The following is a 26,109-nucleotide window of genomic DNA, read 5'->3' as shown; positions in this document are numbered from 1 at the left end:
TTTTATCCTTTAGACTGCGATATAGGAAATAATTGAGCTTCTGTTAAAGAGTTGTCATTAAAGTATCGTTTAGCAACTTCTTGTATTTGCTCAGGTGTAATGGCATTGATGTTATCTGTGTAAGCTTCGGCCGCTTGCCAACCTAAACCAATGGTTTCTAACAAACCAAGCTCCATTGCTTGTCCAAAACTGGAATCTTTTTCAAACGTTTTCTGAGCAATGATTTGTGTTTTAATTCGCTGTAACTCTGGTGCACTAACTAGGTTTGTTTGTAATTTTTTTATTTCTTTTAAGAGGCCTGCTTTAAGCTCAGGCAACGTATGTGCTTGTGAGGGCATGCCAAAAAGCATAAATTGCGTGGGATAGCGAGCATAAAGATTATAATAAACGTTAGCACTGCTTGCTAGGTGACTACCACGGACTAAGCTTTTTGCAAAGCGAGAACTTTCACCAGCGTCTAGAATACCTGTAATTAATTCAAGAGCATAGGCTTCCCATGGAGCAGCAGCAGTTTTTAAACTAGGTACATTATAACCAAACATTAGCATAGGTAGTTGTGCCGGTGTATGTATTTCAACTGATTTTGGCCCAAATGCAGGAGGCTCTGTTTGTGCCTTACGTATGAAAGTAGGCTTCTTAGGTATTTGGCCAAAATATACTTTGGCTAAATCGTAGACTTTTTTAGCATCAACATCACCTACAACGACAAGGGTGGCATTATTAGGCGCATAAAAACTTTGATACCAAGCTTTTGCATCGCCAACTTTAAGGTTTTTTAAGTCATCCATCCACCCAATAATTGGGTGGTGATAGGGATCAGATAAATGGGCCGTCGCCAAGAAACGCTCGAAAACTAAAGCTTGAGGATTATCATCAGTACGTTGTCTTCTTTCCTCTTGAATAACGAGCATCTCTTTGGAAAATTCTTCTTTATTTAATAAAAGATGCTGCATACGATCTGCTTCTAGCTCAAAACTAATAGGTAATTGTGAGGCAGCTAATTTTTCATAATAAGCTGTATAATCATAATTAGTAAAAGCATTTTCCTGGCCTCCAACTGCCGCAATTGTTTTAGAAAATACACCTAAAGGGTATTTAGCAGTACCTTTAAACATAATATGTTCTAAGGCATGTGATACGCCTGTAATACCACCTGGCTCATCTGCTGAACCAACGTTATACCATATCATGGAAACTGCTACCGGTGCTCGATGATCTTCTTTTACTATAATTTTTAATCCATTATCTAAGGTAAATTTTTGAACATCAGCAGTTGCCGCCCAGGCAAATAATAAAAAAGTGATCGCTAATACTATACGCATAGATTAACTCTTCGGTAAAAAAGGTGATAGAATTCCATATTTCCTTTAATTTGTATACCTATGATTAAATGGTTTAAAAGAAATCAAGATGCATCGACTAAGAAAACAGAGACTTTTAATGAGCCTGTTGAATCAATAATAGAGCCAAATTTACCTGAGCAAGAAGTAATAGAGGCTGAGGTAGTAGAGGAATCTCTGGCGCCAATAGAGGATGAAAATCCCGTTAAGCTTGGCTTTTATGCTCGTTTTAAGCAAGGCTTAACTAAAACCCGACAGCAGTTAGGTGAAGGTATTGGGCGTCTCTTACTTGGTAAAAAGATAATAGATGAAACTATCTTTGAAGATTTAGAGGCATTATTATTACATGCTGATATAGGTATTAATACTACTCAAGACATCTTAGACCAATTAAGTGCTGGCATGGCGAGGAAGCAATTGGTTGATGGTGATGCTATTTTTAAATCACTCAGAGAACAATTACAAAATATACTTACTAACAATACAGCGCCTTTATCTTTAAAGACTTCAGACGGCTCCCCTTTTGTTATTTTAATGGTGGGTGTCAATGGTGCGGGTAAAACGACTACCATTGGTAAATTGGCTAAACAATACCAGCAACAGGGCAAAAAAGTAATGTTAGCGGCGGGAGACACGTTTCGCGCAGCAGCTGTACAACAGCTACAGGTTTGGGGTGAGAGAAATCAAATACCCGTTATTGCTCAGCATTCTGGCGCTGATAGTGCGTCAGTTATTTATGATGCGGTTCAAGCTGCTAAGGCGCGGGGTATCGATATTTTAATTGCGGATACCGCAGGCCGTTTGCATACTCAAAACAATTTAATGGAAGAATTGAAAAAAGTTAAAAGAGTAATGCAGAAAATTAATCCAAATGCTCCCCATGAAACAATGTTAATTCTAGATGCAAGTATAGGGCAAAATGCGCTTAATCAGGCACGTGAGTTTCATCAGGCAATTGGTTTAACAGGGATTACTATGACTAAACTGGATGGTACTGCAAAAGGTGGGATTTTGTTTGCAATTGCAAATGAATTAGCTATTCCCTTTCGTTACATCGGTATAGGAGAAGGAATAGACGATTTACGTCCTTTTGAGGCAACTCAATTTGTTAAGGCAATTTTTAATGATGATTAAATTTGATCAGGTTACTAAGCGTTATCCAGGCGGCTTTGAAGCTTTAAGTCAAATTAATTTTTCTTTAGAAAGAGGAGAGATGGCCTTTATTACTGGCCACTCTGGTGCTGGAAAAAGTACGTTATTAAAATTAATTGCTAAACTTGAATCACCTTCCTCAGGTCAGTTAATTGTAAATGGTATTAATGTAAATCAGCTTAAAAAGCGTGATATAGCCAATTATCGCAGCAGTTTAGGTATTACTTTTCAGTCTGCTTATCTACTTCACGATCGTTCTGTATTTGACAATGTGGCTTTACCTTTACAGATTCAAGGTATGTCTCCTGCGATGCTCACTAAGCGAGTGCACGCTGCTTTAGATATGGTTGGATTATTAAATAAAGAAAAAAGATTAACCATTCATCTATCGGTAGGTGAGCAACAGCGTGTTGGTATTGCGCGGGCAGTTGTCCATAAGCCTGCTTTATTAATCGCTGATGAACCTACTGGCAACCTAGATCCTAGCTTATCTAGTGAAATTATGAAAATTTTTGCTCAATTTAATGAAGTTGGAGTTAGTATTTTAGTGGCAACACACGATTTAGCCTTAATTGCAGGCTTAAAACATAGAATTATCATGTTAAAACAAGGGCGAATATGTTAAAAAAGCTACAGTCATGGATTTCTTATCATATGCAGGCAGCTACTTTAAGCTTTAATTCTTTATGCCGTACGCCATTAGCAACGATGTTAACTGCCATTGTTATTGCTATTACCCTAACACTACCAGCTTTATTTTGGGTGATAAATGATAACTTAAAGCAATTAACGGCCCAATGGCAAGGAAGTGGTCATATCTCTCTTTATCTTAAGTCTAATTTATCGAATGAAGATGAAAATAATTTCTTACTACAAGTCCGCGCAGTAGAAGGTGTTGGTTACGCTACTTTAAAAACCAAAGCACAAGGTTTTGCTGAGTTAGAGCAGCAGGAAGGAATGCGAGAAATTTTACATTCATTACCTGAAAACCCACTTCCAGCTGTGATTGAAATTGTTCCTAATAAAACAGTTAATGAGCCTTTAAAAGTTAATCAACTTTTTGAACGTTTGAAGGCTTTCTCACAAGTAGATCAAGCTAAATTGGATATGCAATGGTTAATGAGATTGCATGCAATTTTAGGATTTGTTGGTAGGATAGCGCATGCTATAATTATATTATTAGCTCTAGCCGTGATGCTAATTATTGGTAATACGCTTCGATTGGCGTTGCATAAACGTCAAGAAGAAGTTCAAATTTTAAAACTGATTGGGGCGACAGACACCTTCATACTTAGGCCGTTTCTCTATACGGGTATTTGGTATGGTATGTTAGGTGCAGTATTTGCTATATTCTTTGTTAATATTTTCATGTTAAGTGTAGCAGTAGCAGTGCAAGAGTTATCATCTGCTTACCATATGCAATACCCTTTATTAGGATTATCTGTAAAACAAGCATACTTTATTGTATTTGTAGCAGTTATTCTAGGATGGCTAGGGGCAAGAATAGCAGTGAAAAAACAGCTATCTTCCATTGAGCCCTATCCTTAGTTTATAATTGTACCGCCTTATAAAATATAAGGCTTAGCTTAAAATGTTATACTTTAATTAATAGTTAATGTAGCATGAGTAAGCTTAATTTTTTAAAGTCAACGCTAAGGGCGTTGTATTTATCTATCATTAATGTGGGCATGTTATGAAGTAGATAACTGGAGGAAGTTATGAATAAGCAGCTGCAGTTAGCATCATTAACTTTACCTATAGGCAGTTTAGATGCCTATATTCATCGAGTTAATCAAATCCCAATGCTTTCTGCTGAAGAAGAATATCGCTATGCAGAGCATTTCCAAAATGAAGGCGATTTAGAAAGCGCTCGTAGTTTAGTATTAGCTCATCTACGTTATGTCGTACGAGTAGCTCGTGGTTATCTAGGTTATGGTTTACCACTTAGCGATTTAATTCAAGAAGGCAATGTAGGCCTTATGAAAGCAGTTAAGCGCTTTGATCCAAAATTAGGTGTTCGGTTAGTTTCTTTTGCAGTTCATTGGATTAAGGCTGAAATTCATGAGTATGTATTACGTAATTGGCGAATTGTTAAAGTAGCAACCACAAAAGCACAGCGAAAACTATTTTTTAATTTAAGGCAGATGAAAACGCGTCTAGGTTGGTTTAATAGTGAAGAAGTTGATGCCGTCGCTAATGATTTAGGTGTAAGCCGGGATGAAGTCATGCTCATGGAGCAGCGACTCAATGCTATGGATACTTCCTATGACACGCCTGCTTCTGACGATGATGATGAAGCCTATAAAGTGCCATCTCATTTCCTTCATGATAATGCTAGTGATCCTGCTTATTTAATCGAGCTTGAGCGAAGTGGAGAGCAAGGAAAAGATAGTTTATTTGCTGCATTGGAACAACTTGATGAGCGCAGTCAGGATATTTTACAACAGCGTTGGTTGGCTGAAGATAAATCTACTTTGCATGATCTGGCTGCTAAATATGGGGTATCAGCTGAAAGAGTAAGGCAGCTTGAAAAAAATGCCATGAAAAAGCTTAAGCGATTCTTAGAAGAACCAGCTTAACTGTTTTATTAACAATAGAAATTTATTTCTTAAAAAGCCTAAAATTCCTATTTTTGGTGGCCTATTTAACCGCGCAATATATAATTTTTTGGATAGCGCGAAGGTCGTCGAAGTATTGCTGAGTAGGTAAATTTCGGAGCTAGTTACAACCAAATTATCCTTTATTATCCCCGCGCAAGCGGGGATCCCTTCACTGATTAGCATTGAGCTAAGTTCCACATGGATTCCCGCCTGCGCGGGAATGACATTGGCTTTATATATCTGTTATCCATATAAATAACCAAGCCTAGCGGATAAGCTGGCTTATTTCTTTTATAAAGTATTTGTAACTTCAAGTAACTGTTTTTTCTTTTCAGCAGGGACAAAAGCAGCTTCAATTGCCATACGAGTGAAGTTAAGCATTTTTTCTTGTGAAAACCCATGTAATTGTTGTACTTTCTCATATTCTGTAGCTAAATCAGTACCAAAGAATGGTGGATCATCTGAATTTAAGCTCACTTTAATTCCTTGTTCCATAAAAGGAACGAGTGGATGATTTTCTAAATTGGGAAAAAGGCCTAAAGCAATATTGCTAGTGGGACATATTTCTAAAGCAATATTTTTATCTTTAAGCCTGGCAATAGTTTCTGGGGAATGGATAGACATAACACCATGGCCAATACGTTGGATTGGTAGATAATCCATGGCCTCAATCATACCACTTGCTGGTGCAAATTCTCCTGCATGTACTGTACAAGCTAAACCACCATCTGCTGCGATGTTATATGCTTTTTGAAATAATTTAGGCGGAAAATTAAATTCATCACCACCTAAACCAAAGCCAACAATACAAGGGACGGTTTCTTTTAAAGCTTGTCTTGCTACTTTTTCGGCTGATTCAGCACCAAAATGCCGAACGGCTGTAATAATAATGCGACCTGTGATATTAAATTTTTCATAAGTATCATCAATAGCTTGCTGAATTGCTTGTAAATGTTCGTGAGAAGGAATACCACTGGCTTGCTCAGCATGATCAGGTGAGTACATCATTTCAACATAAATTCCGCCTGATGCGGCTGTTGATTTTAAATAGTCAAAAGTAATGTCGTAATAGTCTTGTGGGCATTTGATCAGAGCAGCAATGTCATCGTAGGCACTTAGAAAATCTAAAAAGTCCTTATAAACATAACGCTTACCATCTTCAGCAATACGTGCTTTAGGTAGTGCCATTTTATTACGCGTTGCAAGCTTTTCAGCTAAATAAGGAGGAATAGTTCCTTCTAAATGAACATGGAGCTCTGCTTTTTTAATAGACATGAAAACCTCATAAGAATTTTAACAGTAAAATGGTAAGTTACTGCAAAAAACGATAAAATTATAGATATACTTTTTATTTAGGATCACCCATGAGTTCAAATGATATCGATAAAGCCTATATTAGTCCTTATGATAAGTTCTTCTATGAATTTGATGAAGAGCATCAAAAATCAGCTTCTCAAAAGATAGAAGTCAAAAAACATGAGCGTATTGCCAAACTACGCGATAATGCTGAAACTGATCCATCTCAAAATGAAATTTGGGAAAATTTTTAATTTTTTGTCCTTTAAATTTGACACGATTGCCCTCAATCTTATCTAAGCTTACTATTATCAGGTTAAAGCGGGTAGGTTGGGCTAAGCAAAGCGCAGCCCAACAACACTAGTCATAGACGTAAAATACGTTCCTAATTTGTTGGACTGCACGTCGTTTAGCCCAACCTACTTCTATAAGAATGAACTTCGAGCAATAATCATAATATTCGTTGAGCGCCTCAATAGAGCCTCGGTTACATCAAGCATTAGCCAATTAAAGCATGTAATAGCTTATAAGAAAGAATAGTTAATAAAGATGCCATAGGTAAGGTTAATATCCAGGACATAAAAATATTACGAATCACAATTAAGTTAAGTGCACCAATACCTCGTGCTAATCCTACACCTAAAACAGCACCTACTAACGTTTGAGTAGCAGAGACAGGAATTCCTAAACTAGTTGCAACTACAACTGTAGTAGCTGCTGCTAAAGTAGCAGCAAAAGCGCGACTTGGGGTTAAAGCCGTAATAGAACTTCCTACTGTTTCAATCACTTTACGGCCATACATTAAGAGTCCAGAAACAACACCTAAACAACCTAAAAAAATAATCCAAGCAGGGTAGTTATCTAAGCCTATAGATTGATGAGGAGTAGTTACCAACGAATAAATGATTGTTAAAGGGCCTACAGCTAAGGCTACATCATTAGAACCATGCGCAAAAACCATTGCACAAGCAGTTAAAGCCATCAATACTGCAAAATATCTTTCAACCTGAATAAAGCGATCACGCCGTCTAATTTTTCCTATTTCTGGAATACGCTTAATGATAATCATGCCTACAATGGTAAGCGTTATACTAGTTGCTAAAGTAACTGCTAAATCTTGTTTAAAATTAAGGTGAATATCAAAGTGGTTTAAACCTTTGAATACGGTAATAAAGGATAAAATAGAACCTACTAAAAAAAGATAAATAGGTACATACATTTTTGCCTTTTCTAGCGGATCGCTTTTAATAAAAATAACTTGTTGAATACTGGTAAATAAAGCATAAGCTGTAATGCCTGCTATAAAGGGAGAGGTTATCCAACTAATAGCAATACGATAAACCTGATCCCAGTGAATAGCTTGACTACCTAAAACGGTAGCACCAAAGCCAACCATAGAGCCAACTAAGGCATTAGTAATGGATACAGGTACCCCTAAATAACTAGCTAGGTTCATCCAGATAGTGCAAGCTAATAAAACGCCAAGCATACCTTCAATAAGTACTAAAGGCTGATCAAGGAGTTGGCTACTATTAATAATACCATCACGCATCGTTTCAGTAACGCCACTACCACCTAGAAAAGCACCGGCAAATTCAAAGAGAATTGCTATAAACATTGCTTGACGAACGGTAATAGCTTTTGAGCCCATTGTGGTACTCATAACATTAGCTAAATCATTAGCACCTACACCCCAGGTCATTAGAAAACAAAGTGCAAGAGCAACTAAAAGTAAAATAAAAGAATAATCCATGGATTTAACTACCGGGCAATAAGAATTTGAAGACGCGCTCCTACTGTTTGCGCATGATCTGCTAGATCACCAATCCATTGGACTAATTTATAAAGGAAAATGACTTCAATAACTGGCATATCATTTTCCAGCTCAAAAATTGAATGTCTAATATCCCAAAGTTTTTTATCACTATCATGTTCTATTTCATCGAGCATCATAATCATTTCTTCAACAATATTGACTTCACTACCACGAAAACCGCTTTCTAGTAGCTCATCAAGTTCATTGATTGCCTTGCAAGCTTGTTTAGAAGCATCTAAGCAGCGACTAAGGAATGTCATGAATGCCTCTGAAATTTCATGAGGAATTTTCATCTGGCGACTTATAATTAAACCTGCAATATCTTCTGCCTTATTTGCGATGCGATCTTGGGCGCTTAACAATTCTAAAAGATCAGTGCGAGATACAGGAAGAAAAAGGCCAGTAGGTAGATGTAGTCTTAGGTCTCGTTTAATACCGTCAGCCTCTTTTTCCAGCTCAACAATCTTTTGTTTGATTGTATCTGCAATTTGCCAATCTTGACTAAGAACAGCAGTAAAAAAAGGATGAAGCTGTTTGGCACATTGATGCACTTTACGCATATGTTGTTCAATAGGCCTAATCGGTGAAGGCCCAAACATATTAAAGATGCTTCCCATATTGGTTTTTAACCTAAGTCGCGTTTGGGTGATTATAGCTAGTCGAAGTTTATAATTCTACTATTTTAACAATAAGGTTATGCTGGTGAGGTTTAAGCTTAAAGTCTCATCTTTATAAATTAGGGATAGCGCTTGACAATCTTACCTAGGCACCAAACAATATCGCTTGTTATAAATAATTAAATCACTCTCTAAGCGTTATATATAAATAACTATTAAGTTTCATAATGTAAGGTCAGAATATGCTAATTGTAAACGTTAAAGCACGTGAAATTTTGGATTCACGTGGTAATCCTACTGTGGAAGCAGATGTATCATTGGCAAATGGATTTACAGGGAGAGCAAGTGTACCTTCAGGTGCATCAACAGGAACACGAGAAGCATGTGAGCTTCGTGATGGCTTGCCGGAACGTTATAATGGTAAAGGCGTAACTAAAGCTGTTAATTACATTAATATTGAAATTAATAGTGCTTTAAAAGATTATTCTGTTGATCAACAAGAAGAAATAGATAAGAAACTACAAGAATTGGATGGTACAGAAAATAAATCTCATTTTGGTGCTAACGCCATTTTAGCTGTATCTTTAGCTGCTGCTCGCGCTTATGCTAATGCAAGTCAGCAGCCACTTTATCAAGCATTGCATCGCGGTGAAGATATGCGTATGCCTGTGCCAATGATGAATGTGTTAAATGGCGGCGCTCATGCCGATAATAATGTAGATATTCAAGAATTTATGATAATTCCGGTTAGTGCTCATAATTTTTCTATTGCATTACAGATGGGGGCTGAAATATTTCATTGTTTGAAATCTGTTTTAAAGCAATATGGTTTAAATACGGCTGTAGGCGATGAGGGTGGTTTTGCGCCTAACTTAAAGTCAAATCGGCATGCATTAGATATGTTAGCACATGCGGTAGATCAAGCTGGCTTTAAATTGGGTGAGGATATTGTTTTTGCTCTTGATGTTGCGGCGTCTGAGTTATATCGTGATAATTACTATTATTTTTCTTCTGAGAATAAAAGATTAGATAGTGCCGCACTGATTGCTTATTATCATGATTTAATTTCTGCCTATCCAATAGTAAGTATTGAAGATGGATTAGATGAAAGTGATTGGGACGGTTGGCAAGCGTTAACAGCGGAAATAGGCAATCGTGTACAATTAGTCGGTGATGACTTGTTTGTAACCAATGCAAAGATTCTAGAGGAAGGTATTAACCAGCAGGTTGCTAATGCTATTTTAATTAAGCCCAACCAGATTGGAACATTAACTGAAACAAGGCAAACTATTCAATTAGCTCAAGAAAATAATTACCGCTGTGTGATGTCACATCGTTCAGGCGAGACAGAAGATACATTCATCGCTGATTTAGCAGTAGCAACCGGTTGTGGTCAGATTAAAACAGGCTCATTATGTAGAACTGATCGCGTTGCTAAGTATAACCAGCTTTTAAGAATTCAGGAATTAGTTCCTACACTTCAATATCCAGCTAGAGAAATATTTTCTTGATTTATAACAATCAATTAACCCTATTTTAAGGTAATCAGACTATGCGCCCAGTCATAATTATTCTAATTTTAGCTCTTATAGGCTTACAGTATAAATTATGGCTAGGTGATGGAAGTATTCTGCATTGGCGCCAACTAGAGGGTAAAATAAACCAACAAAAGCAAGAAAATGAAAATCTAATGACCAGAAATCGAGCTATAGAGGCCGATATCATAGAGTTAAAGCAGGGTGAGCAAGCTCTCGAAGAACAAGCTCGCTATGAGTTAGGCATGGTAAAAAATGATGAAATTTATTACCAATTTACTGAATAAGCCCTAAGTAAAAATCCATTTAGTTAAAATATATAAATTCTTCAGCTCGACTAAATATTATCCCCAATCTCAATCTCGATGATAACCTAAAATTCAATATTTGATTTAAAAATATTAAATATGTTTAAAATTTTTACTAATGTGGTCTATACTGAGATTATATTTTATCTAAGAAATATTGCTACATGATTAAAACTAAACTCATTAAAAATAATTCATTGCTGACCGTTTTTAGAGATAAATATGCCACCTTAGCCCATAATCAGGTTGATTTAGAATATTTTAAAAATTCTAAGGTACGGATCTTTTTCTCGGATTCTGAAGAAAATATAGTTGCTGGATACTGTATTTGTTCTGGTCCTAATTATCGAACGTTACTTCCCTTATCTCCTGCTAAATTAGAAGAAATTAGTCAAAAAAACGGCTTTAAAGACCAGCCGCCTCATGAAATTACTTGCTTATGGATTGAAGAAAAACAACGCAAAAGCGCTTGGGTAATTTATTTTTTTTTAATTTTATCCTTAGATATCCTCCGTTTACCAAAGGGAGCGCTTATTTTTGGAACCCATGGAAAAAATATTAATAATTATTTCTGTCTTGCTTTTCCTAAATTAATTTTTTATGACCGTTTATTTGTCGCTACTAAGGGAGAGGTATGTGACTTTTGGCTTAGAAAAGGTTCTAAGTTTCATTTTTTTAAAGCATTTATTGTGCTTTCAGCAGTTAGATCGTTTTTTGGTAATAAATCACTAGCTCGTTTTCGATTATGGCTTGATAAAAGAGACAAAGCTAAGTGGGGTAAACAAGAAGTGTAGCTTGAAGTGGAGTTAAGTTGTATGAAAGCAAATAATTTTTTTCTAGAGGAATTGGCGCTTTATGGTGGTGAGCCTGTGAATAAGAAACCTTGGCCAACCTATGATAAAGGCAATGTGATTATTGATGAACATGATCTTAGTGCTGTAGAAGAAGTTATTAGAAGTAGAAGATTATTCCGTTACGATAATCGCCAATTACATGAAACCATGGTTGGACGATTTGAGAATGAATTGAAAGATTTTTTTCAGTCGAAATATGCGCTTGCTGTAAGCTCAGGTACTGCAGCACTATCCTTACCCCTTATGGCTTTAGGATTATCACCTAATTCTATTGTTGGATGTCCAGCTTATTCATTTACTGCTACACCAAGCGCGATTATTCAGGCTGGTTTAAAACCACTACTTATTGAGGTCGATAAAAATCTTAACCTAGATCTCGCTGATTTAGAGAAGAAAATTTCAATGCTTGATGCGTTAGTTATTGTTCATATGAGAGGATTCCCAGCGCCTTTACCGAAAATTATGGATATTGCTAAAGAGCATAATATACCTATTATTGAGGATGCAGTACCGTGTCTTGGTTATAAATTAGAAGATAAATTTCTAGGGACCTATGGTTTAGCAGGCGCTTTCAGTACCCAGTCAGATAAGTCTTTAAATACTGGGGAAGGTGGCTTTATTTTAACAAATGATAAAAATATCTATCTTAAATGTGTAATTTTATCAGGCGCTTATGAGCGATTATTTGAAAAACATTTTCCTGAAGAAGATTGTGATATTAATTTCTTATCTATACCGGTATTTAATTTTCGCCTCGATGAAGTTCGGGGCGCCATTGGTTTATCACAATTAAAAAAATTAAATAATAGACTCGCGTTATTGGCAAAAAATTATTCTTATATGATCCAGGGTATTGGCAATTTATCTTATCTGCGGCCTAGAAGTACCTGGAGTCATACTATATCACCTATGGGAGATAACTTACTTCTAGAATTAGATGGTTCAGTAGAAGATTGTTGTTGGTTTGCAGAAGCTTTAGCAGCTGAAGGAATTGATACTAAAGCGCTTGGTGATCCCAATAAAATTAATGTGCGACGATTTTGGGATTGGGAGTATCTGTTTGAGGATAAAACTAAGCTTGAAATAATTAATTTATATCAACAGAGCCACAAGCATATAAGTGCTTATCTAGATATTCCTCTATCACCAACATTAGAACAAGATGATCTAGAAAACTGTTTGATGGCGATTAAAAAGGTACATAATTATTATGAACTTAAACAACTCATTAAATAACAGTATCGCTTTAATTACAGGTGGCAATGGTGGGCTTGGGCTAGCAATGGCTTTAGCAATACAGCAAGCTGGTGCTACTGTAATTGTGTGTGGGCGTAATAAAGAAAAATTAAATCAAGCCGAGGCATATGGTTTGGTACCTTTACTAATGGATTTAAACTCTGAAGATAGTATTAGGGAAGGGTTTGAATATATAGCCAAGCGCTTTGGTAGATTGGATATATTAATTAATAACGCAGGTATTTATGAAGATCAGCATCTTATTGATCTTACCCGCGAGCAATGGGACAGGCATATCAGTAACAATCTTACGTCTGTATTTCTTTGTTCACAAAATGCATTACCTCTGATGAAGCATCAAAACCACGGTAAAATTATTAATGTAGGATCAATGTATTCCTTATTTGGACATCCAAATTCTATAGGCTATGCAACAACTAAAACAGCTATTTTAGGTTTAACTCGTTCTTTGGCAGCCCAACTTGGAGTTTGGAACATTCAAGTTAATGCAATTTTGCCAGGTTGGTTTGAAACCGCAATTAATGGCGATATTCCGCAAACGAGCCGAGGTGAGGATATAAGAAGAAAAACCCCCCTTGGAAAATGGGGCCAACCTGAGGATATAGGACCGCTCACGGTATTTTTAGCATCAAGCGGTTCTGATTTTATTAGTGGCGCTACTATTACTATTGATGGCGGCTATTCAATTTCAGATCGCTTTTGTCATTAAGAATTAACTATTTATCCTACTAAAAATTAAAAATATTCTAAGTTAGCTAAGCGGCAACTAATTCAAAAGGAAGGTTTGGTGGTTTTTTATCCCACAGGCTAATAACGTAACCTCCACCACCAGAGCCTGTTGGTTTTACAGCAAGGGCTCCTTGGTTTAATAGAAAATGCATGTGCTGTGATAAACTTTCACTGATTAAGTCCCAGGCTTTAAAGCAGTCAGCACTTTTAGTTATCGCTTCGCTAAGTAATAACAGAGAATCAGTGATCTTATAATTTTCTAATGCACTTTTAGCTTTATTAACCGCCTCTTGCATATTTTTATCAATGCTATTTGCAAAATGCTTATCAGTTTCCCAAAGATTATCTACTTGATTAATACAATGGGATGTAATACCAACTTGACCACAAGAAGATAAATACCACTGAGGTTGCCAGGCTTGTTTGATAGGCGTAGCTTGACCTTGTTGAAAATAGATTCCTGAAGTCGCTGCAACACCAATAATATCTAATCCACTGCTTTGGCCGTGAAATAAGTCTTCTAAGCTTTGGGCAAATTTCGCAATAGAATCAGTGGTAAGAAGTTTCTGAGCAGCAAACCATCTTGCCATGGCTACACAAAGGGCGGCTGAGGCACCCATGCCAACGCCAATTGGAATATTTGAACTGATATGAAAATGGCCTGTAAGGCGATTTAAAGAATTACCCAATAAATGCTGGCCGCGTTCTAAAACACTCCAAAATAATAAGTGCATATCATTGCCGCTAGCCCCGGAGAAATCAGCACTTAATTCGCTGGTCGAAGGATTGTAACTTAAGGTCAATTGTCTGCTTTTAATTGGAAATACTAAAGCGCCATAACCTCGTAAAACAGCATGTTCACCAGCAAGGATCCATTTGCCATGGGTTGTGGTTACAAAATTACAAAACATCATAATTCCCAACTAAATAATCACGTTTAAACTGCAACGCCATTTCTGTTTGCTCAGGCCTATATAATAAATGAATATTGGGACCTGCATCCATGGTTACTATAGGGCCGTCACCATGCTGCTCCCAGAAATTTTTTAAGTTATTTAACACTAATTGCGTATTATCCGTTATGTACGAAAAGGGTTTATCACAGGTAACAAATAATTGATGCATATCTTGAAATTCTTGCCAGCAAATTTCAAAAGATTTTTCCCATGTTTGAGCTTTTAATGCTTCTATCAAGTTATTTAAATTTTCTTTAGCCCGCTCTGGACGTTCTTCATAAAAAGGGCTCGTTTTAATTAATTCATGTGCCTGACTTGAAGGAATATCTTTCTCTGCATGACTAATAATAATCACCTGGTGATAAAGTTTGGTATAAGGAAGTTCAATACTACTTACATTCTCTTCTTCCCAAATTGCCCAAGGTGAAAAAAATGATCTACAAGAAGAGCCTGAGCCTAAGCGACTTAATTGTGCTTGTTCAGAAATAGAAGGCAAGGGTATGTTTAAACTATCACAAAGGGCTCTAACTGTACAAATTGTTAAAGCAGCAAAACTAGAAGCAGAGCTAGCTAGCCCACTACCATGCGGAAAATTGTTAGAAGAGCGTACAGTAAAAGAGCCGCTATAACCAAAATGCTGTTTCAGAAAGTCTAAGTGTTTTAAAAACCGTATTTGGGCAGACGTTGACAGATTAAAGGGTAAAGCACCAGGAATATATAAAGGTTCCCAAAAATCTTTTTTTCCAGGTTGCGTTTCTAATGTCACGCTCGTTAGTAAGTTATTTAATGTGTAGGACAAAGATGGGTTCGCAGGTATATTACGGGCATCATCTTTTTTACCCATATATTTAATTAGTGCGATATTCGCAGGCGCTTGAGCAAACCACTGCATATATTTCCTCATTATTGTTACTTTATAAGCTTAGTTGTAAAAAACGCAACCCTTCAAGGTTTCTCCTGAGCCTTTACATAAAAATATAAAGAGACATAAAAACTAATGCCCAGGCATATCGTTCCAAAGAACTTTATGTAGTTGAATCTGAAAACGAACAGGTAAGCGGTCTCTAATAATCCAATTAGCAAGTAGAGTAGCATCTAGCTCTTGCCAACTTGGTGAAAAAAGAATTTGGGCTTTTTCAGGAAGTTGAAATTCTTTTAATAGGTTACAAGCCCATTCATAATCTTTTTGACTGCATAAAACAAATTTAATTTGGTCAGTTTTTTTTAAAAAATTTAAATTATCCAATAAATTTTTGTCACACTCACCTGAATCAGGCGTTTTCAAATCCATTACAATATTAACTCGTTGATCAACATTGGCTATAGGACGTGCGCCGCTTGTTTCTAAAGAAACATATAAACCAGCATCACATAAAGATTTAAGGAGGTGAAAGCAATTGGGTTGAGCAAGTGGCTCACCACCTGTAACACAGACATAAGGACACTCAAAACTAAGCGTTCTCGCCAAAATAGTATCCATTTCCATCAGCTCGCCACCATTAAATGCATAAGCAGTATCACAATACTGACATCGTAATGGGCAGCCGGTTAATCGAACAAATACTGTCGGTAATCCGACGGTGTTTGACTCTCCTTGTAATGAGTGAAATATTTCCGTAATACGTAATTTATTATTTGTGGACATCATAATGTGCTGATAGATTTTAATTTTGCTGCGGCCAGCTCTGCTGTAGGTGTATCTGGATAATTTTTTACTACTTCTTGTAAGCGCTGACGTGCTTCTATTTCTTGTCCTGATGCAGCTAATGCGTAGCCAATTTTTAATAAACAAGCAGCAGTCTTACTTGAGGTTGGAAACCGAGTTAAAACTGTTTCAAAATGTTCAATAGCACTCGCATAATTTTTTTTCACCATATAAAGCTCGCCAAGCCAATAATGGGCGTTAGCAGTATAACCACCTTGTGGATATCTGGTTACAAAATTTTGCATTGCAGAGAGCGCATCATCAAATTGCTTATTTTTCACTAAATCATAAGCAGCAAGATAACTTATTTGTTCATCAGCAGGATTTTTATTAGCTGCAGTTAATGATCCCTTAAATTCCAGTTTTGCTTTAGTTTGCTTTTCACTATAAGGTTTAACTGCTGGCGTTTCTGCTTTTTTAGTACCAACTTCATCAATAGATGGCTCTGTTGCACGCTTCATACTGTTGATTATTTTAGTAGCTGCTGAGGTAGCAGCAGGGTTAGTTGACTTCAATCTTGTATTAATATCTTGATAAAAAGTTAATTGCTGTTCCTGTAAAGTTTTTAAATTATGTGCTTGCACTTCTAGCTGGCCCCGTAATTCTTGGAGCTCTTGTTGCAAACTTTTTAATTTATCAAGTAACTCTACATTAGTGCTATCAGCGTTAAGTTCATTATCTTGGGCAAGTGCAATCTCTGCGTCATTATCTTCTAATTGAGCTTTGGCAACAGGCTGCTCAATAGCAGCCTGTCCATCATCAAAAATCGCAAAATTTTCACTATCATCTACAACAGGTGCCTCTGCTAAAGCAGAAAGCGGAAGAAGACAAGTAAAACAGATAATTAAAAAGCCCTTAGGCGATCTTATCATCTTGTTGCCTCATAAATAAATTCTACACGTCGATTTTGTGCATGGGATGCATCATCATGTCCAAAATTTGCAGGTCGTTCTTTACCATAGCTTACTATACGAAGTTGCTGTCGATTAACGCCCGCCATACGCATAAGTTCTGCAACTGTATGCGCCCGGCGCTCACCTAATGCTACGTTGTACTCTCGACTACCACGCTCATCTGTATGTCCAGCTAATAATACCCGAGCACCAGGATGCGATTTTAAATAAGCCGATTGAGCATTTAAAGAAGCCATGTATTTGGGATTAAAGTTACTATCATCATAAGAGAAAAGATAAAGTTGGTTATGAGGTGCTTGGGTTGTATAGGATTCACCGGGTGCCTGTCCTGGAAAGCGAGTGAATTGACCTAAACCATGTGCTGCCATATCACCATCATCATAAGCCATCCCAGCGCCATTGGGGTTTTTTGAGCAGGATGCCAGCAGGACGATGCTTGCGGCCACGAGCCCCAACTTTGAAAACGATTTAGCTTTCATCCTTTTTCTCCTTAGCAAATTTATTTTAAATAATGTTAAATAGAAACCTGGAATATTCATCCTATGAGATAGCCTAATAAGATTGTTATTCCGAAACCGTACTTGCATGCCAAAATGGCGGTTCATTGTACAATTATTTTAACAACTTCGCTATGTTTAACGTCTATCTATTTTTTGTCATTTCTTGTATGGGTTACAACAAAATCAGTCAATTGAGCTGTAAAAAGCTTGGTTGCCTGGTTTGCTGCAACAACACCTCCGTAAGGGGTATCTGATAGGCAGGTTACATGTTCACTAATTATTTCTGAGGCAACAACCCGATTATCGGGTACATGAGTTAATACTACTTTAACTGTTAAGTCAATACGGCTAGGTTTGGTTAAAAAATTCTGCTCTAACTCGATTAACTGTGTATCAAGACGGTAATCAGTATTTTCAGTAATTGGCGCTGATGTAACAACCGCGAAGTAACCAGAACGTTGTAGGCTTTGTAAAATTAGAGGTAGGAGCATGTCTGCTGGGGTATCTACCCAGGCATTATGGGCATAGGTACTTAATTCAAACGGCTTACTAACATAGCGCATGTCTTGGCTATCGTAGCCGGCTAGTGCTTCAGGCTGCGCAACTAAGATAGAGATATTTGAATGATTAGTGACTTTCTTTTCGCTAAAAGTATCTAGTTTATATTCACTCGTAATAGTAGGCTTAACAGAACATGATGTTAATAGATAACATACACTTAAAATTAGAAGCGTAATTTTTTTCACATTTATTCTCCAGGACCCGGTTTGGGACCAGTTGTGCCTCGAATAATGACGGATGGATTTTGGCGAAGTTGGTTACTCACTTTTTCAAGATTGTTAGCAATAGCATTTAGACGACGCACAAGTGTTAGTATAGGTGGTAGGGTTTGTTGTGAAATTTTATCAATGGTCGTTTTACCAGATTCCATTGTAGTAGTAATACTTTGGCTTGCTTGGCCCACTTCAGTTGTTAATTTATTCATACCCTGTTTTAAATCTTTAATCACAGATGGGAATTGTTTACTTGTATCAGCCATATTTTTTAAGAAGACATTAGCATGTTTTAAACTGCTGGTAATTTGTTGATTCTGTTTTGCTAAAGTATTCGTAAAAGACTCAATATTAGCCAATGATTTTTTTAAATTTGCTGCATTTTCTTTATCTAAAATTTCTTGTAAACGAACACTGACACTATTAATATTTTCAGAAACATCTTTCATTACACTGTCTAATTGTTTAAATAAAGATGGTTTAGTAGGGATAATAGGATAGGGTTCATGGGGTAATTTTTGTAAAGGTGTTAAGTCTGACGATCCTGCTGATAAGCCAACATAAGTGTTCCCTGTAATTCCTTGTGTAATTAAGGTCGCAGTAGTGCTAGTCGTGACAGGCGTCCCTTCGGCAATATTTAAAAGTAGTTTAACTTCTTGAGGATTTAGTTTACTTAACTCAATTTTAGCGACATTTCCTACCTGAACGCCGTTGTATTTAACCGGTGAATCTGGGCTTAAACCAGACACGGCTTCATGAATATACACAGCATAAATATTGTATTTTTTCTTATCAAGGCCAACTGAAAGCCAAATAGCTGCAATAGCGAGTGCACTCGCTAAGATGATTACAGCTATGCCCACCATAGTATAGTTGGTTTTTGCTTCCAAAAGTTACTCCAATGCTAAGATATTACCTGTTTAATGTAATTTATATTTTAAAATATCACCCGCTAGGCTTTATTAGGTGACACTATACATTGCGATCTAGATAGCTTAAAGCTTCTCAAAATAATCAGCAATCAATGGATGCTGATTTTCCATCAATTCGTTAAGAGGCGCAACTGATAGTACTTGGCCATCGCCAACAAAGGCAATTCTATCTGTTATACGCTTTAATGATTCCATATCATGACTCACCATGACAACGGTTAAATTTAAGGTGTCGCGTAAAAATAAAATTAAATCATCAAATAAACGAGCGCTATGCGGATCTAAACCGGTGGTTGGCTCATCAAGAAATAGTAACTCAGGATCCATTGCAATCGCTCTTGCTGCTGCAGCACGCCTTTGCATACCACCACTTAATTCAGCCGGAAATTTGCCTGCTGCTTCTTTAGGCAAGCCTACTAGAGCAATTTTCAGCATTGCTAATTCCTGCATAAATTGCGTATCTAGAGAAGTAAACTCTTTCATAGGAAACATGACATTCTCTAAAACAGTGATTGCTGAAAAGAGGGCACTATGCTGAAATAACATACCCCAACGTTGCCGAATTCTAAACGCTTCCTGGGGTGATAAGGTTGCTAGATCGTGGCCAAATATTTTTAAAGACCCAGCCGTAGGCTTCAGTAACATAAGTAAGCTTCTTAAAATCGTTGTCTTACCCGTACCACTACCGCCAATAATTGCTAAAATCTCGCCTTGATTGACAGTTAAATTAACATCTGAATGCACCCATTGGCCACCTAAATTATTTTTAAGGCCTTTAATTTCAATGATAGGTTCAGCCATTACAAATCCATCCAGCTATAAATAACAGAAAATATGGCATCTGCAATAATAATTAAAAACAAAGCTTGTACCACACTTTTTGTTGTTTGGGTGCCAATACTATCTGCATTCGCTTGCACTAAAAAGCCCTGAAAACATCCAACTAAAGAGGTAATAAGCGCAAACGCAGGTGCTTTGTAGAGCCCTAATAATAACTGCCTTAAGCCAACTGAGTCTTTAAGGCGCGCTAAAAAATCATAGTAGCTAATATCAAGCATCCATTTAGACATAAACATAGAGCCTAATATACTAAAAAAATCAGACCAAAAAATTAATAAAGGGAACATAATAAGTAAAGCTATTACTTTAGGTACCACAAGAAGTTCAGTAGGGGATAATCCCATAGTTAATACAGCATCTAATTCTTCATTAATTTTCATACTGCCAATCTGTGCTGTAAAGGCAGAACTCGTCCGACCTGCAACAATAATAGCTGTAATTAATGGAGAGAATTCGCGAAAAATAGCCATGCCTGATAAATACGCAATAAAGCCATTAGCACCATAAGTTTGTAACTGCAAACCCATCTGGTAAGCTAAAACTACACCAATTAAAAAAGACAATAAGGCAACAATAGGTAAGGCTTGTATACCAGAAGAATCCATATTAGAAGCAATGCTTGGTAATCTAAAACGTCGCCATTGTCCAAACGCTGTAAAAATTTTCGCTGTTAAATCGCCCAAAAGTGCAATAAACCCTTTAGCTTGATTTAATTTCTGTACGCTCTCATAACCAATGCGATAAAGAAAATTCTTATGGTGATTAGGAGGCGACTTATAATTTAGTATTTCTTTTTTATCGTCTACTAAATTTAGTAATGCCTCTTGCTGCTTAGAAAAGTCAACCAAAGTGATCTTTTTATTTTGGTCTTTTAAAGAATTAATAAAATCATGTAATGCTAATGCACCAGCGCTATCAAAGGTATCAAGTTTAGCACCACTAATAACAATAGTATCCGTCTCAGCTTCAGGACTTAAAGTTAGTGTGTTTTTTAGTTCATCTAAGTAATTTATTGACCATGCCCCTTGACATTGATAGTACTTGTTTTCATTATCAAAGATAAGCCTAGCAGCTGGTTTTGCCTTATTCATAATTACCATTGTTATGGAAAATAGCCTAGGATAATACGAAATCCCTTTTTGCAGCAAAAATATTAATATATTGTCTGTAAGGAATTAAGGGTGCTTTACAAGAGGTTGCTTTACCATGCAGGAATTTTATCGGTTTAAACAGATACCAATTTTATTATGGAATATTGATCCTGGCTATTTTTATCTCAAGCATGCAGTAAAAACAATCTTTGCAATTTTAACTACTTTAGTTCTTCTTAATCAAGAGGCCTTTCTTACCAAAGTAATAGGTGGTTTAGTTTGTGGTTTCTCAATGCAGGGAATTGTTGCTAAATCTTATACAGGACGTTTAATACAGGTAACTCTCTTTAATACTATTTATTTTGGCTTGTTTCTTTTAGGATTATATGTGCGTGACTTTTCTAATTTGAAAAGTATAGTCTTAATTTTTTTAGGCTTTGGCGTAAATTATATCCGCAGGTTTGATTTACAAACTAGTCTTGCGCCCATGATGATGTGGATACTTTGTTTTTTAGCAACAATTCTTCCTGTTAATACCAATCATGCTATTGCTTTACATTTACATGGTGTTGTTGTAGGTCTCTTAGTTTCAGCGCTAACATTATTATTAGTGTTTCCTGAAAACTATACTCGGTTATTTGTATATAATTCTAACCGCTTATTTCATTTACTTGCATTAGGCATGTTAGATATCGAGCGGTATCTTTTGTCTAGAAGCTCTATTCGTCCTTTGGAAGAAAAAAAATTTAGTCAACTTAAAAACCATTTAAGTCAGCTGCTAGATACAAATCATGTACTTGAACAAACAGTATCAGCAAATAAGCAGCAAAATAAAATTAATAATATTTTAACGCACCAGCATGCTCTGATTCACGCTTATGTTTTAATGATTGAAGCTTATCGAATCTTAAAAATACATGGTTATCATCTGTCTAACACGGTGCGCTCAGATTTAGGATCAATAAATAAGCAATTTAGTGAATTACTTGTTTCTTTGAAAATGCATAGGGATTATTCCATTTCTGGCACTACAAAACATATTTTATTTGATGACTTAACTGGAGAATTAAATCATCAGCAGCTTTCTGAGCCAACTATTATCATGGCTTTATTAAATCTTAAGTTAAGTTTTAATTTATTTAATCAACATATTATTCAACTAGTGCGGCTTGATGATGGAATTTAAAAATACAACTAAACGTGCTTGCCAGGCAGCTATCGCAATTACAATCGCTGAGTTATTAACTTATATTTTTCAATTAGAGAGAGGCTATTGGGTAACAATAACTGCAATGGCTTTAACGATGCAAACTTGGGGAGATAGCTTAAGGCGCTCTCTTGAGCGCGTTAGCATGACTATTTTAGGAGGCTGCGTTGGTACCGTCTTATATTGGATTCTTCCATCCAATCATACTTTTATTCTACTCGTTATGTTGGTTTTCGTTTTTTTCACAGTTTATTTATTTTCTATTTATCACTTAATAGGTATTTTTGCTTTAACAGGCGTTGTTGTTTTTTTATTTGCGCTGCTAGGTGAGTGGGATTTAATTTTACTTCGCGATAGAATTTTAGATACAGCTTTAGGTGCTGGAATCGCTATTTTAGTTAGTCGATTATTTTTACCTGTCAAAACTAGCGTAACCGATGTTTTTGTAAATCATATTGAGCAAATTCAAATGGCACTTAATTTAGCGTTTCAAGACGAGGCCGAAAATGATCCTATTATAGTTACTCAGCGTCTATATACTGATTTTCAAACACTGCGTAATAACGCGTTAACTATTAGTTATGAATTTCTATTTCATCGCATGACTAGGCGGGATTTTAGTGTATTGATGACGGAGTCCTCTTTTTGTATTCAATATGTTATAGGTTTGATAGAAGCATATCGTTGGATTGCGCCTTATTTAACGCCTGAAGAACGTGAGCGTATTATTTTTCCTATTGAAACAACTCAGGCTAATTTAACAACGTTAAAGAAGCGATTAAAAAGAGAAGATTATGGCTCGATGTTACCACCAACCAATTTAATGGATTTATTTAATAAAGCCATTAATGATGACCCGAAACATTTCTCTTCTTTAGATAATAAGGCATTGGGCTTCTTTAACTTAATGTACTTCTTTACTCGTTTAAATACTCGGCTAAATGATATTTACTATTTATTAAGTAAGATAAGATAAAGTTTTTAATCTACAAGAATGAATAGGGGAACGAACCTTAATTTGTAAACAAAACTCATATCAAATTTTCTATATCTTATTGTTTTAATGACTTCTTTTCTTTTCTACTCTAGAATTCGTATTTTTTTATTATCATTATTTTAACTCCATGTCTAAATCAGAAACACCATCTTCTGCCCAAAATTTTTCTACTAAACACGTTATGAACTTTGCACTCGTAACCTCTTATACTGCTATATCTCATGGATTTACCTATCCTTTTGGAACTGCTTTTAATCGCTATCAAATTTCAAAAACGAAAATTTTATCTAAAGAAGATTTTTTAAACGTTGTTTTTTTGCAGCAGAAACCTAGTTCTTTTTGGGAAAAAATTAAGTCTTTATATCCTGGTTTTTTTAGCGCAGGTTCCTATAAATTATTATCAAGAGTATTTAAGTATTGTGGCCAGCCTTTAATGTTTGAATTTCTCAATAATCAAATTGGAGAAACGGTGAAAGAACATTTTGGTGATAATAGTAAGCCTATTTTGCAAGCTGCTGCTGGTGCGTCGATAGGTATATTAGAATTACCTATTTTACATCCTATTGATACATTCAAATTAAATAAGCAAATGGGTGATACCAACGTGTTTTTAGATTCAGTAAAGACTAAACGGTGGGCATTATATAATGGATGGCCTTTAGCAGGATTTAAAAATATTTTAAGTTTATCAACTTTTTTTGGTGTAACATCAGCTACTAGGCTGTTTATATCTGATCAAGGTTTAAACAAATCGCCTTTGCAAACATTGTTATGCGCTTCTTTTGTAGGTGCAACAGCCGATACGCTGGTCACGAACCCAGTTAGTTTTATTAAAAAAAGAAAACAAGTGCAAAAAAGTAATGTGTCGTCTTTCTCTATTTTTAAGGACGCAGTAAGGGAAGAAGGCGTAAGTGTTTTATATCGAGGCTCTTTTTTCAAAATAGCGCAGACAGTGACCAGGAGAGCAATACCCCTTGCTCTTACTCAATATTTAGTTGAAGAATATGCAAATAAGTCAGAACAATGTAGTCCTAAATAAAAATTAACTTTACTGTCGATTAATAGAATGAGAAAACCATGAAAAACTTATTATGTGTACTAATTATTTTATTCTCAAATTTCACTTCTTTAGCTTTTGCAGCTTTTTGTCCAACTCGGATTGATTGCCCAGCTAATACCCAGTGCAATTGTTCTCAAGGAGCATCCTCGGCCTACTCAAGATATTTTTATTTTGAAGTGAAATTACAAAAAGGTTTACATTATGAATGTGCTTTAAAAAATCCTATATTTAATTCAAATATTCTAGATAGTATTACTGCGCCAAGAGGTGTTGAATATCAACAGCCTAGCTCTCCTCGGTTTCCTCTTCAATTTAATGTTGATACTACTAATATGGAAAATAATGATGAAAAAATTAGTATTAGATTTTTAGTACCGCCTTCTGATATAGCAGATGATTTTCAAGGTATTTGTAAGGTAAATATTAGTAGGACTTAGTAACTCATCACTTTATTTATGTTTAATTTAGAGCCTGTATAACTGCTTCGCATTTTACGGGATAACGTTCGTTTAGCGACATAAAAGAGCCTTTGTCTCTTTTATGTCGAACTCACGTTATTTAGATAGTTTTCAGGCTTTAAACTTTGCTTTAAGTTTATTAAAAGAAAAATATAACGCAGCTGCCATGGCTCCTGAAATAAGGCCAATGAGGAAATTAGCGCCAATGGACAAAGGAAGTGATAAATGTTCTGTATAATGATGGATCATAGGACTTCCATGGCCAATAATGCTGCCGCCTACTAAAAACATAGCAATTGTTCCGGTGATTGCTAAGAATTTCATTAAGAGAGGTGCTGCGTTAATTAAAGCCATTCCAACTTGTTTAAGAGGGTATTTTTTCTCGCGTAAAATAAAACCTAAGTCATCTAGTTTCACAATAAAAGCGACTAAACCGTAAACGCCAATTGTCATAATTAGAGAAATTAGAATTAAGACGATAATTTGATTAGTTAATGATGTGGTAGCCATTGTGCCTAATGTGATGACAATAATTTCAGCTGATAATATAAAATCTGTCCGTATGGCTCCTCGAATTTTGTCTTTTTCAAATTGATGCATGTCTATAGCTTGCAACTCTATCTTTTCTATTGAGCTGTCTTGTTTTTGGTGTGAACGCTTAATAATTTTTTCAAATCCCTCAAAACATAAATATAAGCCACCTAACATTAATAAAATCTTAACAGCGAGGGGCATAAAAAATCCTATTAAAAGTGCTAAAGGAATTAATATTATTTTATTAACAACAGAGCCTTTCGCTACTTCCCAGACAACAGGTAATTCCCTATTTGCATGTATACCTATGACTTGTTGGGCATTAAGTGCTAAATCATCGCCTAATACACCGGCTGTTTTTTTCGTTGCTACTTTAGTTAAAAGAGCAATATCATCAAGTGCAGCAGCAATATCGTCTATTAGTGCAAATAAACTTGTTCCAGGCATATTATTCAACTTTAATTTCTTAATTTAATACTATAACCAAAATGGATTTGTATCAGAATAAGTTTTTAGTATTTTCTCACCGCCAGATAAATAAATCCCCCAAAAAGCGTAGGTTGGGCTAAATGAAATGTAGCCCAACAAATTATGGATATATTACCTGTCTTATGATTGCAAATGTTGGGCTGCGTTAT

28 protein-coding genes are annotated in these 26,109 nt (G+C 36.0%); 14 read left to right on the top strand and 14 right to left on the bottom strand.

Features of this window, described 5'->3' with window-relative positions:
- Positions 1-2: 2 nt before the first annotated feature.
- Entirely contained in the window at positions 3-1,322 is a 1,320-nt protein-coding gene (locus DYH30_RS13085; protein ID WP_115332079.1) for a M16 family metallopeptidase, read from the bottom strand.
- A gap of 60 nt (positions 1,323-1,382) precedes the next feature.
- Here DYH30_RS13085 and ftsY point away from each other — a divergent pair, with 60 nt between their 5' ends.
- The 4 genes from ftsY to rpoH all read left to right on the top strand — a co-directional run bounded on the left by ftsY (position 1,383) and on the right by rpoH (position 5,071).
- The gene (ftsY, locus tag DYH30_RS13080; RefSeq protein WP_115332078.1) at positions 1,383-2,474 is read left to right on the top strand and encodes a signal recognition particle-docking protein FtsY; all 1,092 of its coding nucleotides are present in this window, start codon (positions 1,383-1,385) and stop codon (positions 2,472-2,474) included.
- Entirely contained in the window at positions 2,467-3,117 is a 651-nt protein-coding gene (gene ftsE, locus DYH30_RS13075; protein WP_115332582.1) for a cell division ATP-binding protein FtsE, read from the top strand. The genes ftsY and ftsE overlap by 8 nt, the downstream gene beginning before the upstream one ends.
- Complete coding sequence (gene ftsX / locus DYH30_RS13070; RefSeq protein WP_115332077.1) at positions 3,111-4,040, top strand: permease-like cell division protein FtsX; 930 nt, start codon at positions 3,111-3,113, stop codon at positions 4,038-4,040. Before ftsE ends, ftsX begins: the two co-directional genes overlap by 7 nt.
- Positions 4,041-4,210: 170 nt before the next feature.
- A complete protein-coding gene (gene rpoH, locus DYH30_RS13065) occupies positions 4,211-5,071 on the top strand; it encodes an RNA polymerase sigma factor RpoH (RefSeq protein ID WP_115332076.1) in 861 nt (286 codons plus the stop codon).
- Between the two features lie 312 nt (positions 5,072-5,383).
- On the opposite strand, the gene DYH30_RS13060 is transcribed toward rpoH, so the two are convergent.
- Positions 5,384-6,367, bottom strand: a complete 984-nt coding sequence (locus DYH30_RS13060) for an adenosine deaminase (protein ID WP_115332075.1) — start codon at positions 6,365-6,367, stop codon at positions 5,384-5,386.
- Positions 6,368-6,456: 89 nt separating this feature from the next.
- Here DYH30_RS13060 and DYH30_RS13055 point away from each other — a divergent pair, with 89 nt between their 5' ends.
- The gene (locus DYH30_RS13055; protein ID WP_115332074.1) at positions 6,457-6,642 is read left to right on the top strand and encodes a CBU_0585 family protein; all 186 of its coding nucleotides are present in this window, start codon (positions 6,457-6,459) and stop codon (positions 6,640-6,642) included.
- A gap of 245 nt (positions 6,643-6,887) precedes the next feature.
- Here DYH30_RS13055 and DYH30_RS13050 read toward each other — a convergent pair whose 3' ends face one another.
- Both DYH30_RS13050 and DYH30_RS13045 read right to left on the bottom strand, forming a co-directional pair.
- On the bottom strand, positions 6,888-8,141 hold the full coding sequence (locus DYH30_RS13050) for an inorganic phosphate transporter (protein WP_115332073.1): 1,254 nt from the start codon (positions 8,139-8,141) through the stop codon (positions 6,888-6,890).
- 8 nt (positions 8,142-8,149) lie between these two features.
- Positions 8,150-8,821 (bottom strand): TIGR00153 family protein, encoded by a 672-nt coding sequence (locus tag DYH30_RS13045; protein WP_115332072.1) that lies wholly within the window; start codon positions 8,819-8,821, stop codon positions 8,150-8,152.
- Between the two features lie 242 nt (positions 8,822-9,063).
- Between DYH30_RS13045 and eno the strand changes: the two genes are divergently transcribed.
- The 5 genes from eno (at position 9,064) to DYH30_RS13020 (ending at position 13,484) form a co-directional block, all read left to right on the top strand.
- The gene (eno, locus tag DYH30_RS13040; RefSeq protein ID WP_115332071.1) at positions 9,064-10,332 is read left to right on the top strand and encodes a phosphopyruvate hydratase; all 1,269 of its coding nucleotides are present in this window, start codon (positions 9,064-9,066) and stop codon (positions 10,330-10,332) included.
- Positions 10,333-10,373: 41 nt separating this feature from the next.
- Complete coding sequence (ftsB, locus tag DYH30_RS13035) at positions 10,374-10,643, top strand: cell division protein FtsB (protein WP_115332070.1); 270 nt, start codon at positions 10,374-10,376, stop codon at positions 10,641-10,643.
- A gap of 185 nt (positions 10,644-10,828) precedes the next feature.
- Positions 10,829-11,458 (top strand): hypothetical protein, encoded by a 630-nt coding sequence (locus tag DYH30_RS13030; protein WP_115332069.1) that lies wholly within the window; start codon positions 10,829-10,831, stop codon positions 11,456-11,458.
- 21 nt (positions 11,459-11,479) lie between these two features.
- A complete protein-coding gene (locus DYH30_RS13025; RefSeq protein ID WP_115332068.1) occupies positions 11,480-12,754 on the top strand; it encodes a DegT/DnrJ/EryC1/StrS family aminotransferase in 1,275 nt (424 codons plus the stop codon).
- A complete protein-coding gene (locus DYH30_RS13020) occupies positions 12,729-13,484 on the top strand; it encodes an SDR family NAD(P)-dependent oxidoreductase (protein ID WP_115332067.1) in 756 nt (251 codons plus the stop codon). The genes DYH30_RS13025 and DYH30_RS13020 overlap by 26 nt, the downstream gene beginning before the upstream one ends.
- 46 nt (positions 13,485-13,530) lie before the next feature.
- Here DYH30_RS13020 and DYH30_RS13015 read toward each other — a convergent pair whose 3' ends face one another.
- The 9 genes from DYH30_RS13015 to DYH30_RS12975 form a co-directional block, all read right to left on the bottom strand.
- On the bottom strand, positions 13,531-14,415 hold the full coding sequence (locus tag DYH30_RS13015) for a mevalonate kinase family protein (protein ID WP_115332066.1): 885 nt from the start codon (positions 14,413-14,415) through the stop codon (positions 13,531-13,533).
- Positions 14,405-15,352: a diphosphomevalonate decarboxylase gene (locus DYH30_RS13010; protein WP_115332065.1), complete on the bottom strand. Its 948-nt coding sequence runs from the start codon at positions 15,350-15,352 to the stop codon at positions 14,405-14,407. The genes DYH30_RS13015 and DYH30_RS13010 overlap by 11 nt, the downstream gene beginning before the upstream one ends.
- Before the next feature lie 102 nt (positions 15,353-15,454).
- A complete protein-coding gene (queE, locus tag DYH30_RS13005; RefSeq protein WP_115332064.1) occupies positions 15,455-16,108 on the bottom strand; it encodes a 7-carboxy-7-deazaguanine synthase QueE in 654 nt (217 codons plus the stop codon).
- Positions 16,105-17,037, bottom strand: coding sequence for a tol-pal system protein YbgF (ybgF, locus tag DYH30_RS13000; protein ID WP_115332063.1), 933 nt, complete (start codon positions 17,035-17,037; stop codon positions 16,105-16,107). The genes queE and ybgF overlap by 4 nt, the downstream gene beginning before the upstream one ends.
- On the bottom strand, positions 17,034-17,558 hold the full coding sequence (pal, locus tag DYH30_RS12995; protein ID WP_115332062.1) for a peptidoglycan-associated lipoprotein Pal: 525 nt from the start codon (positions 17,556-17,558) through the stop codon (positions 17,034-17,036). The genes ybgF and pal overlap by 4 nt, the downstream gene beginning before the upstream one ends.
- Before the next feature lie 167 nt (positions 17,559-17,725).
- Positions 17,726-18,325, bottom strand: a complete 600-nt coding sequence (locus DYH30_RS12990) for an ABC-type transport auxiliary lipoprotein family protein (RefSeq protein ID WP_115332061.1) — start codon at positions 18,323-18,325, stop codon at positions 17,726-17,728.
- A 2-nt stretch (positions 18,326-18,327) separates the two neighbouring features.
- Positions 18,328-19,242, bottom strand: a complete 915-nt coding sequence (locus DYH30_RS12985) for an MlaD family protein (RefSeq protein ID WP_115332060.1) — start codon at positions 19,240-19,242, stop codon at positions 18,328-18,330.
- A 105-nt stretch (positions 19,243-19,347) separates the two neighbouring features.
- Complete coding sequence (locus DYH30_RS12980; protein ID WP_115332059.1) at positions 19,348-20,085, bottom strand: ABC transporter ATP-binding protein; 738 nt, start codon at positions 20,083-20,085, stop codon at positions 19,348-19,350.
- On the bottom strand, positions 20,085-21,215 hold the full coding sequence (locus DYH30_RS12975; RefSeq protein WP_115332058.1) for an MlaE family ABC transporter permease: 1,131 nt from the start codon (positions 21,213-21,215) through the stop codon (positions 20,085-20,087). The genes DYH30_RS12980 and DYH30_RS12975 overlap by 1 nt, the downstream gene beginning before the upstream one ends.
- Positions 21,216-21,330: 115 nt before the next feature.
- On the opposite strand from DYH30_RS12975, the gene DYH30_RS12970 reads away from it, so the two are divergent.
- From DYH30_RS12970 to DYH30_RS12955, 4 genes are all read left to right on the top strand, one after another.
- Entirely contained in the window at positions 21,331-22,401 is a 1,071-nt protein-coding gene (locus DYH30_RS12970) for a hypothetical protein (RefSeq protein WP_115332057.1), read from the top strand.
- Entirely contained in the window at positions 22,388-23,398 is a 1,011-nt protein-coding gene (locus DYH30_RS12965; protein ID WP_115332056.1) for an FUSC family protein, read from the top strand. Before DYH30_RS12970 ends, DYH30_RS12965 begins: the two co-directional genes overlap by 14 nt.
- 148 nt (positions 23,399-23,546) lie before the next feature.
- Positions 23,547-24,458 carry an MC/SLC25 family protein gene (locus tag DYH30_RS12960; RefSeq protein ID WP_115332055.1) on the top strand — a complete coding sequence of 304 codons (912 nt, stop codon included), beginning with the start codon at positions 23,547-23,549 and terminating at the stop codon, positions 24,456-24,458.
- A gap of 38 nt (positions 24,459-24,496) precedes the next feature.
- Positions 24,497-24,916: a hypothetical protein gene (locus DYH30_RS12955; RefSeq protein ID WP_115332054.1), complete on the top strand. Its 420-nt coding sequence runs from the start codon at positions 24,497-24,499 to the stop codon at positions 24,914-24,916.
- 132 nt (positions 24,917-25,048) lie between these two features.
- On the opposite strand, the gene DYH30_RS12950 is transcribed toward DYH30_RS12955, so the two are convergent.
- On the bottom strand, positions 25,049-25,918 hold the full coding sequence (locus DYH30_RS12950; RefSeq protein WP_115332053.1) for a DUF808 domain-containing protein: 870 nt from the start codon (positions 25,916-25,918) through the stop codon (positions 25,049-25,051).
- Positions 25,919-26,109: the final 191 nt, after the last annotated feature.

This window comes from Legionella busanensis, from assembly GCF_900461525.1.
Lineage (GTDB): Bacteria > Pseudomonadota > Gammaproteobacteria > Legionellales > Legionellaceae > Legionella_C > Legionella_C busanensis.
Note: the sequence above shows the minus strand (reverse complement) of the source record. Positions and strands in the feature narration are given on the sequence as shown.

Coding starts and splice junctions, on each gene's coding strand:
- ftsX (WP_115332077.1), top strand. CDS start 3,111: ATGTTAAAAAAGCTACAGTCATGGATTTCTTATCATATGCAGGCAGCT.
- DYH30_RS12975 (WP_115332058.1), bottom strand. CDS start 21,215: ATGAATAAGGCAAAACCAGCTGCTAGGCTTATCTTTGATAATGAAAAC.
- DYH30_RS13015 (WP_115332066.1), bottom strand. CDS start 14,415: ATGTTTTGTAATTTTGTAACCACAACCCATGGCAAATGGATCCTTGCT.
- DYH30_RS12980 (WP_115332059.1), bottom strand. CDS start 20,085: ATGGCTGAACCTATCATTGAAATTAAAGGCCTTAAAAATAATTTAGGT.
- DYH30_RS12960 (WP_115332055.1), top strand. CDS start 23,547: ATGTCTAAATCAGAAACACCATCTTCTGCCCAAAATTTTTCTACTAAA.
- pal (WP_115332062.1), bottom strand. CDS start 17,558: ATGAAAGCTAAATCGTTTTCAAAGTTGGGGCTCGTGGCCGCAAGCATC.
- DYH30_RS13020 (WP_115332067.1), top strand. CDS start 12,729: ATGAACTTAAACAACTCATTAAATAACAGTATCGCTTTAATTACAGGT.
- eno (WP_115332071.1), top strand. CDS start 9,064: ATGCTAATTGTAAACGTTAAAGCACGTGAAATTTTGGATTCACGTGGT.
- DYH30_RS13045 (WP_115332072.1), bottom strand. CDS start 8,821: ATGGGAAGCATCTTTAATATGTTTGGGCCTTCACCGATTAGGCCTATT.
- DYH30_RS13055 (WP_115332074.1), top strand. CDS start 6,457: ATGAGTTCAAATGATATCGATAAAGCCTATATTAGTCCTTATGATAAG.
- DYH30_RS12955 (WP_115332054.1), top strand. CDS start 24,497: ATGAAAAACTTATTATGTGTACTAATTATTTTATTCTCAAATTTCACT.
- ftsY (WP_115332078.1), top strand. CDS start 1,383: ATGATTAAATGGTTTAAAAGAAATCAAGATGCATCGACTAAGAAAACA.
- DYH30_RS12965 (WP_115332056.1), top strand. CDS start 22,388: ATGATGGAATTTAAAAATACAACTAAACGTGCTTGCCAGGCAGCTATC.
- DYH30_RS13010 (WP_115332065.1), bottom strand. CDS start 15,352: ATGCAGTGGTTTGCTCAAGCGCCTGCGAATATCGCACTAATTAAATAT.
- DYH30_RS13060 (WP_115332075.1), bottom strand. CDS start 6,367: ATGTCTATTAAAAAAGCAGAGCTCCATGTTCATTTAGAAGGAACTATT.
- ftsB (WP_115332070.1), top strand. CDS start 10,374: ATGCGCCCAGTCATAATTATTCTAATTTTAGCTCTTATAGGCTTACAG.
- DYH30_RS13025 (WP_115332068.1), top strand. CDS start 11,480: ATGAAAGCAAATAATTTTTTTCTAGAGGAATTGGCGCTTTATGGTGGT.
- DYH30_RS13050 (WP_115332073.1), bottom strand. CDS start 8,141: ATGGATTATTCTTTTATTTTACTTTTAGTTGCTCTTGCACTTTGTTTT.
- DYH30_RS12950 (WP_115332053.1), bottom strand. CDS start 25,918: ATGCCTGGAACAAGTTTATTTGCACTAATAGACGATATTGCTGCTGCA.
- DYH30_RS13085 (WP_115332079.1), bottom strand. CDS start 1,322: ATGCGTATAGTATTAGCGATCACTTTTTTATTATTTGCCTGGGCGGCA.
- DYH30_RS13030 (WP_115332069.1), top strand. CDS start 10,829: ATGATTAAAACTAAACTCATTAAAAATAATTCATTGCTGACCGTTTTT.
- ybgF (WP_115332063.1), bottom strand. CDS start 17,037: ATGATAAGATCGCCTAAGGGCTTTTTAATTATCTGTTTTACTTGTCTT.
- queE (WP_115332064.1), bottom strand. CDS start 16,108: ATGATGTCCACAAATAATAAATTACGTATTACGGAAATATTTCACTCA.
- rpoH (WP_115332076.1), top strand. CDS start 4,211: ATGAATAAGCAGCTGCAGTTAGCATCATTAACTTTACCTATAGGCAGT.
- ftsE (WP_115332582.1), top strand. CDS start 2,467: ATGATTAAATTTGATCAGGTTACTAAGCGTTATCCAGGCGGCTTTGAA.
- DYH30_RS12970 (WP_115332057.1), top strand. CDS start 21,331: ATGCAGGAATTTTATCGGTTTAAACAGATACCAATTTTATTATGGAAT.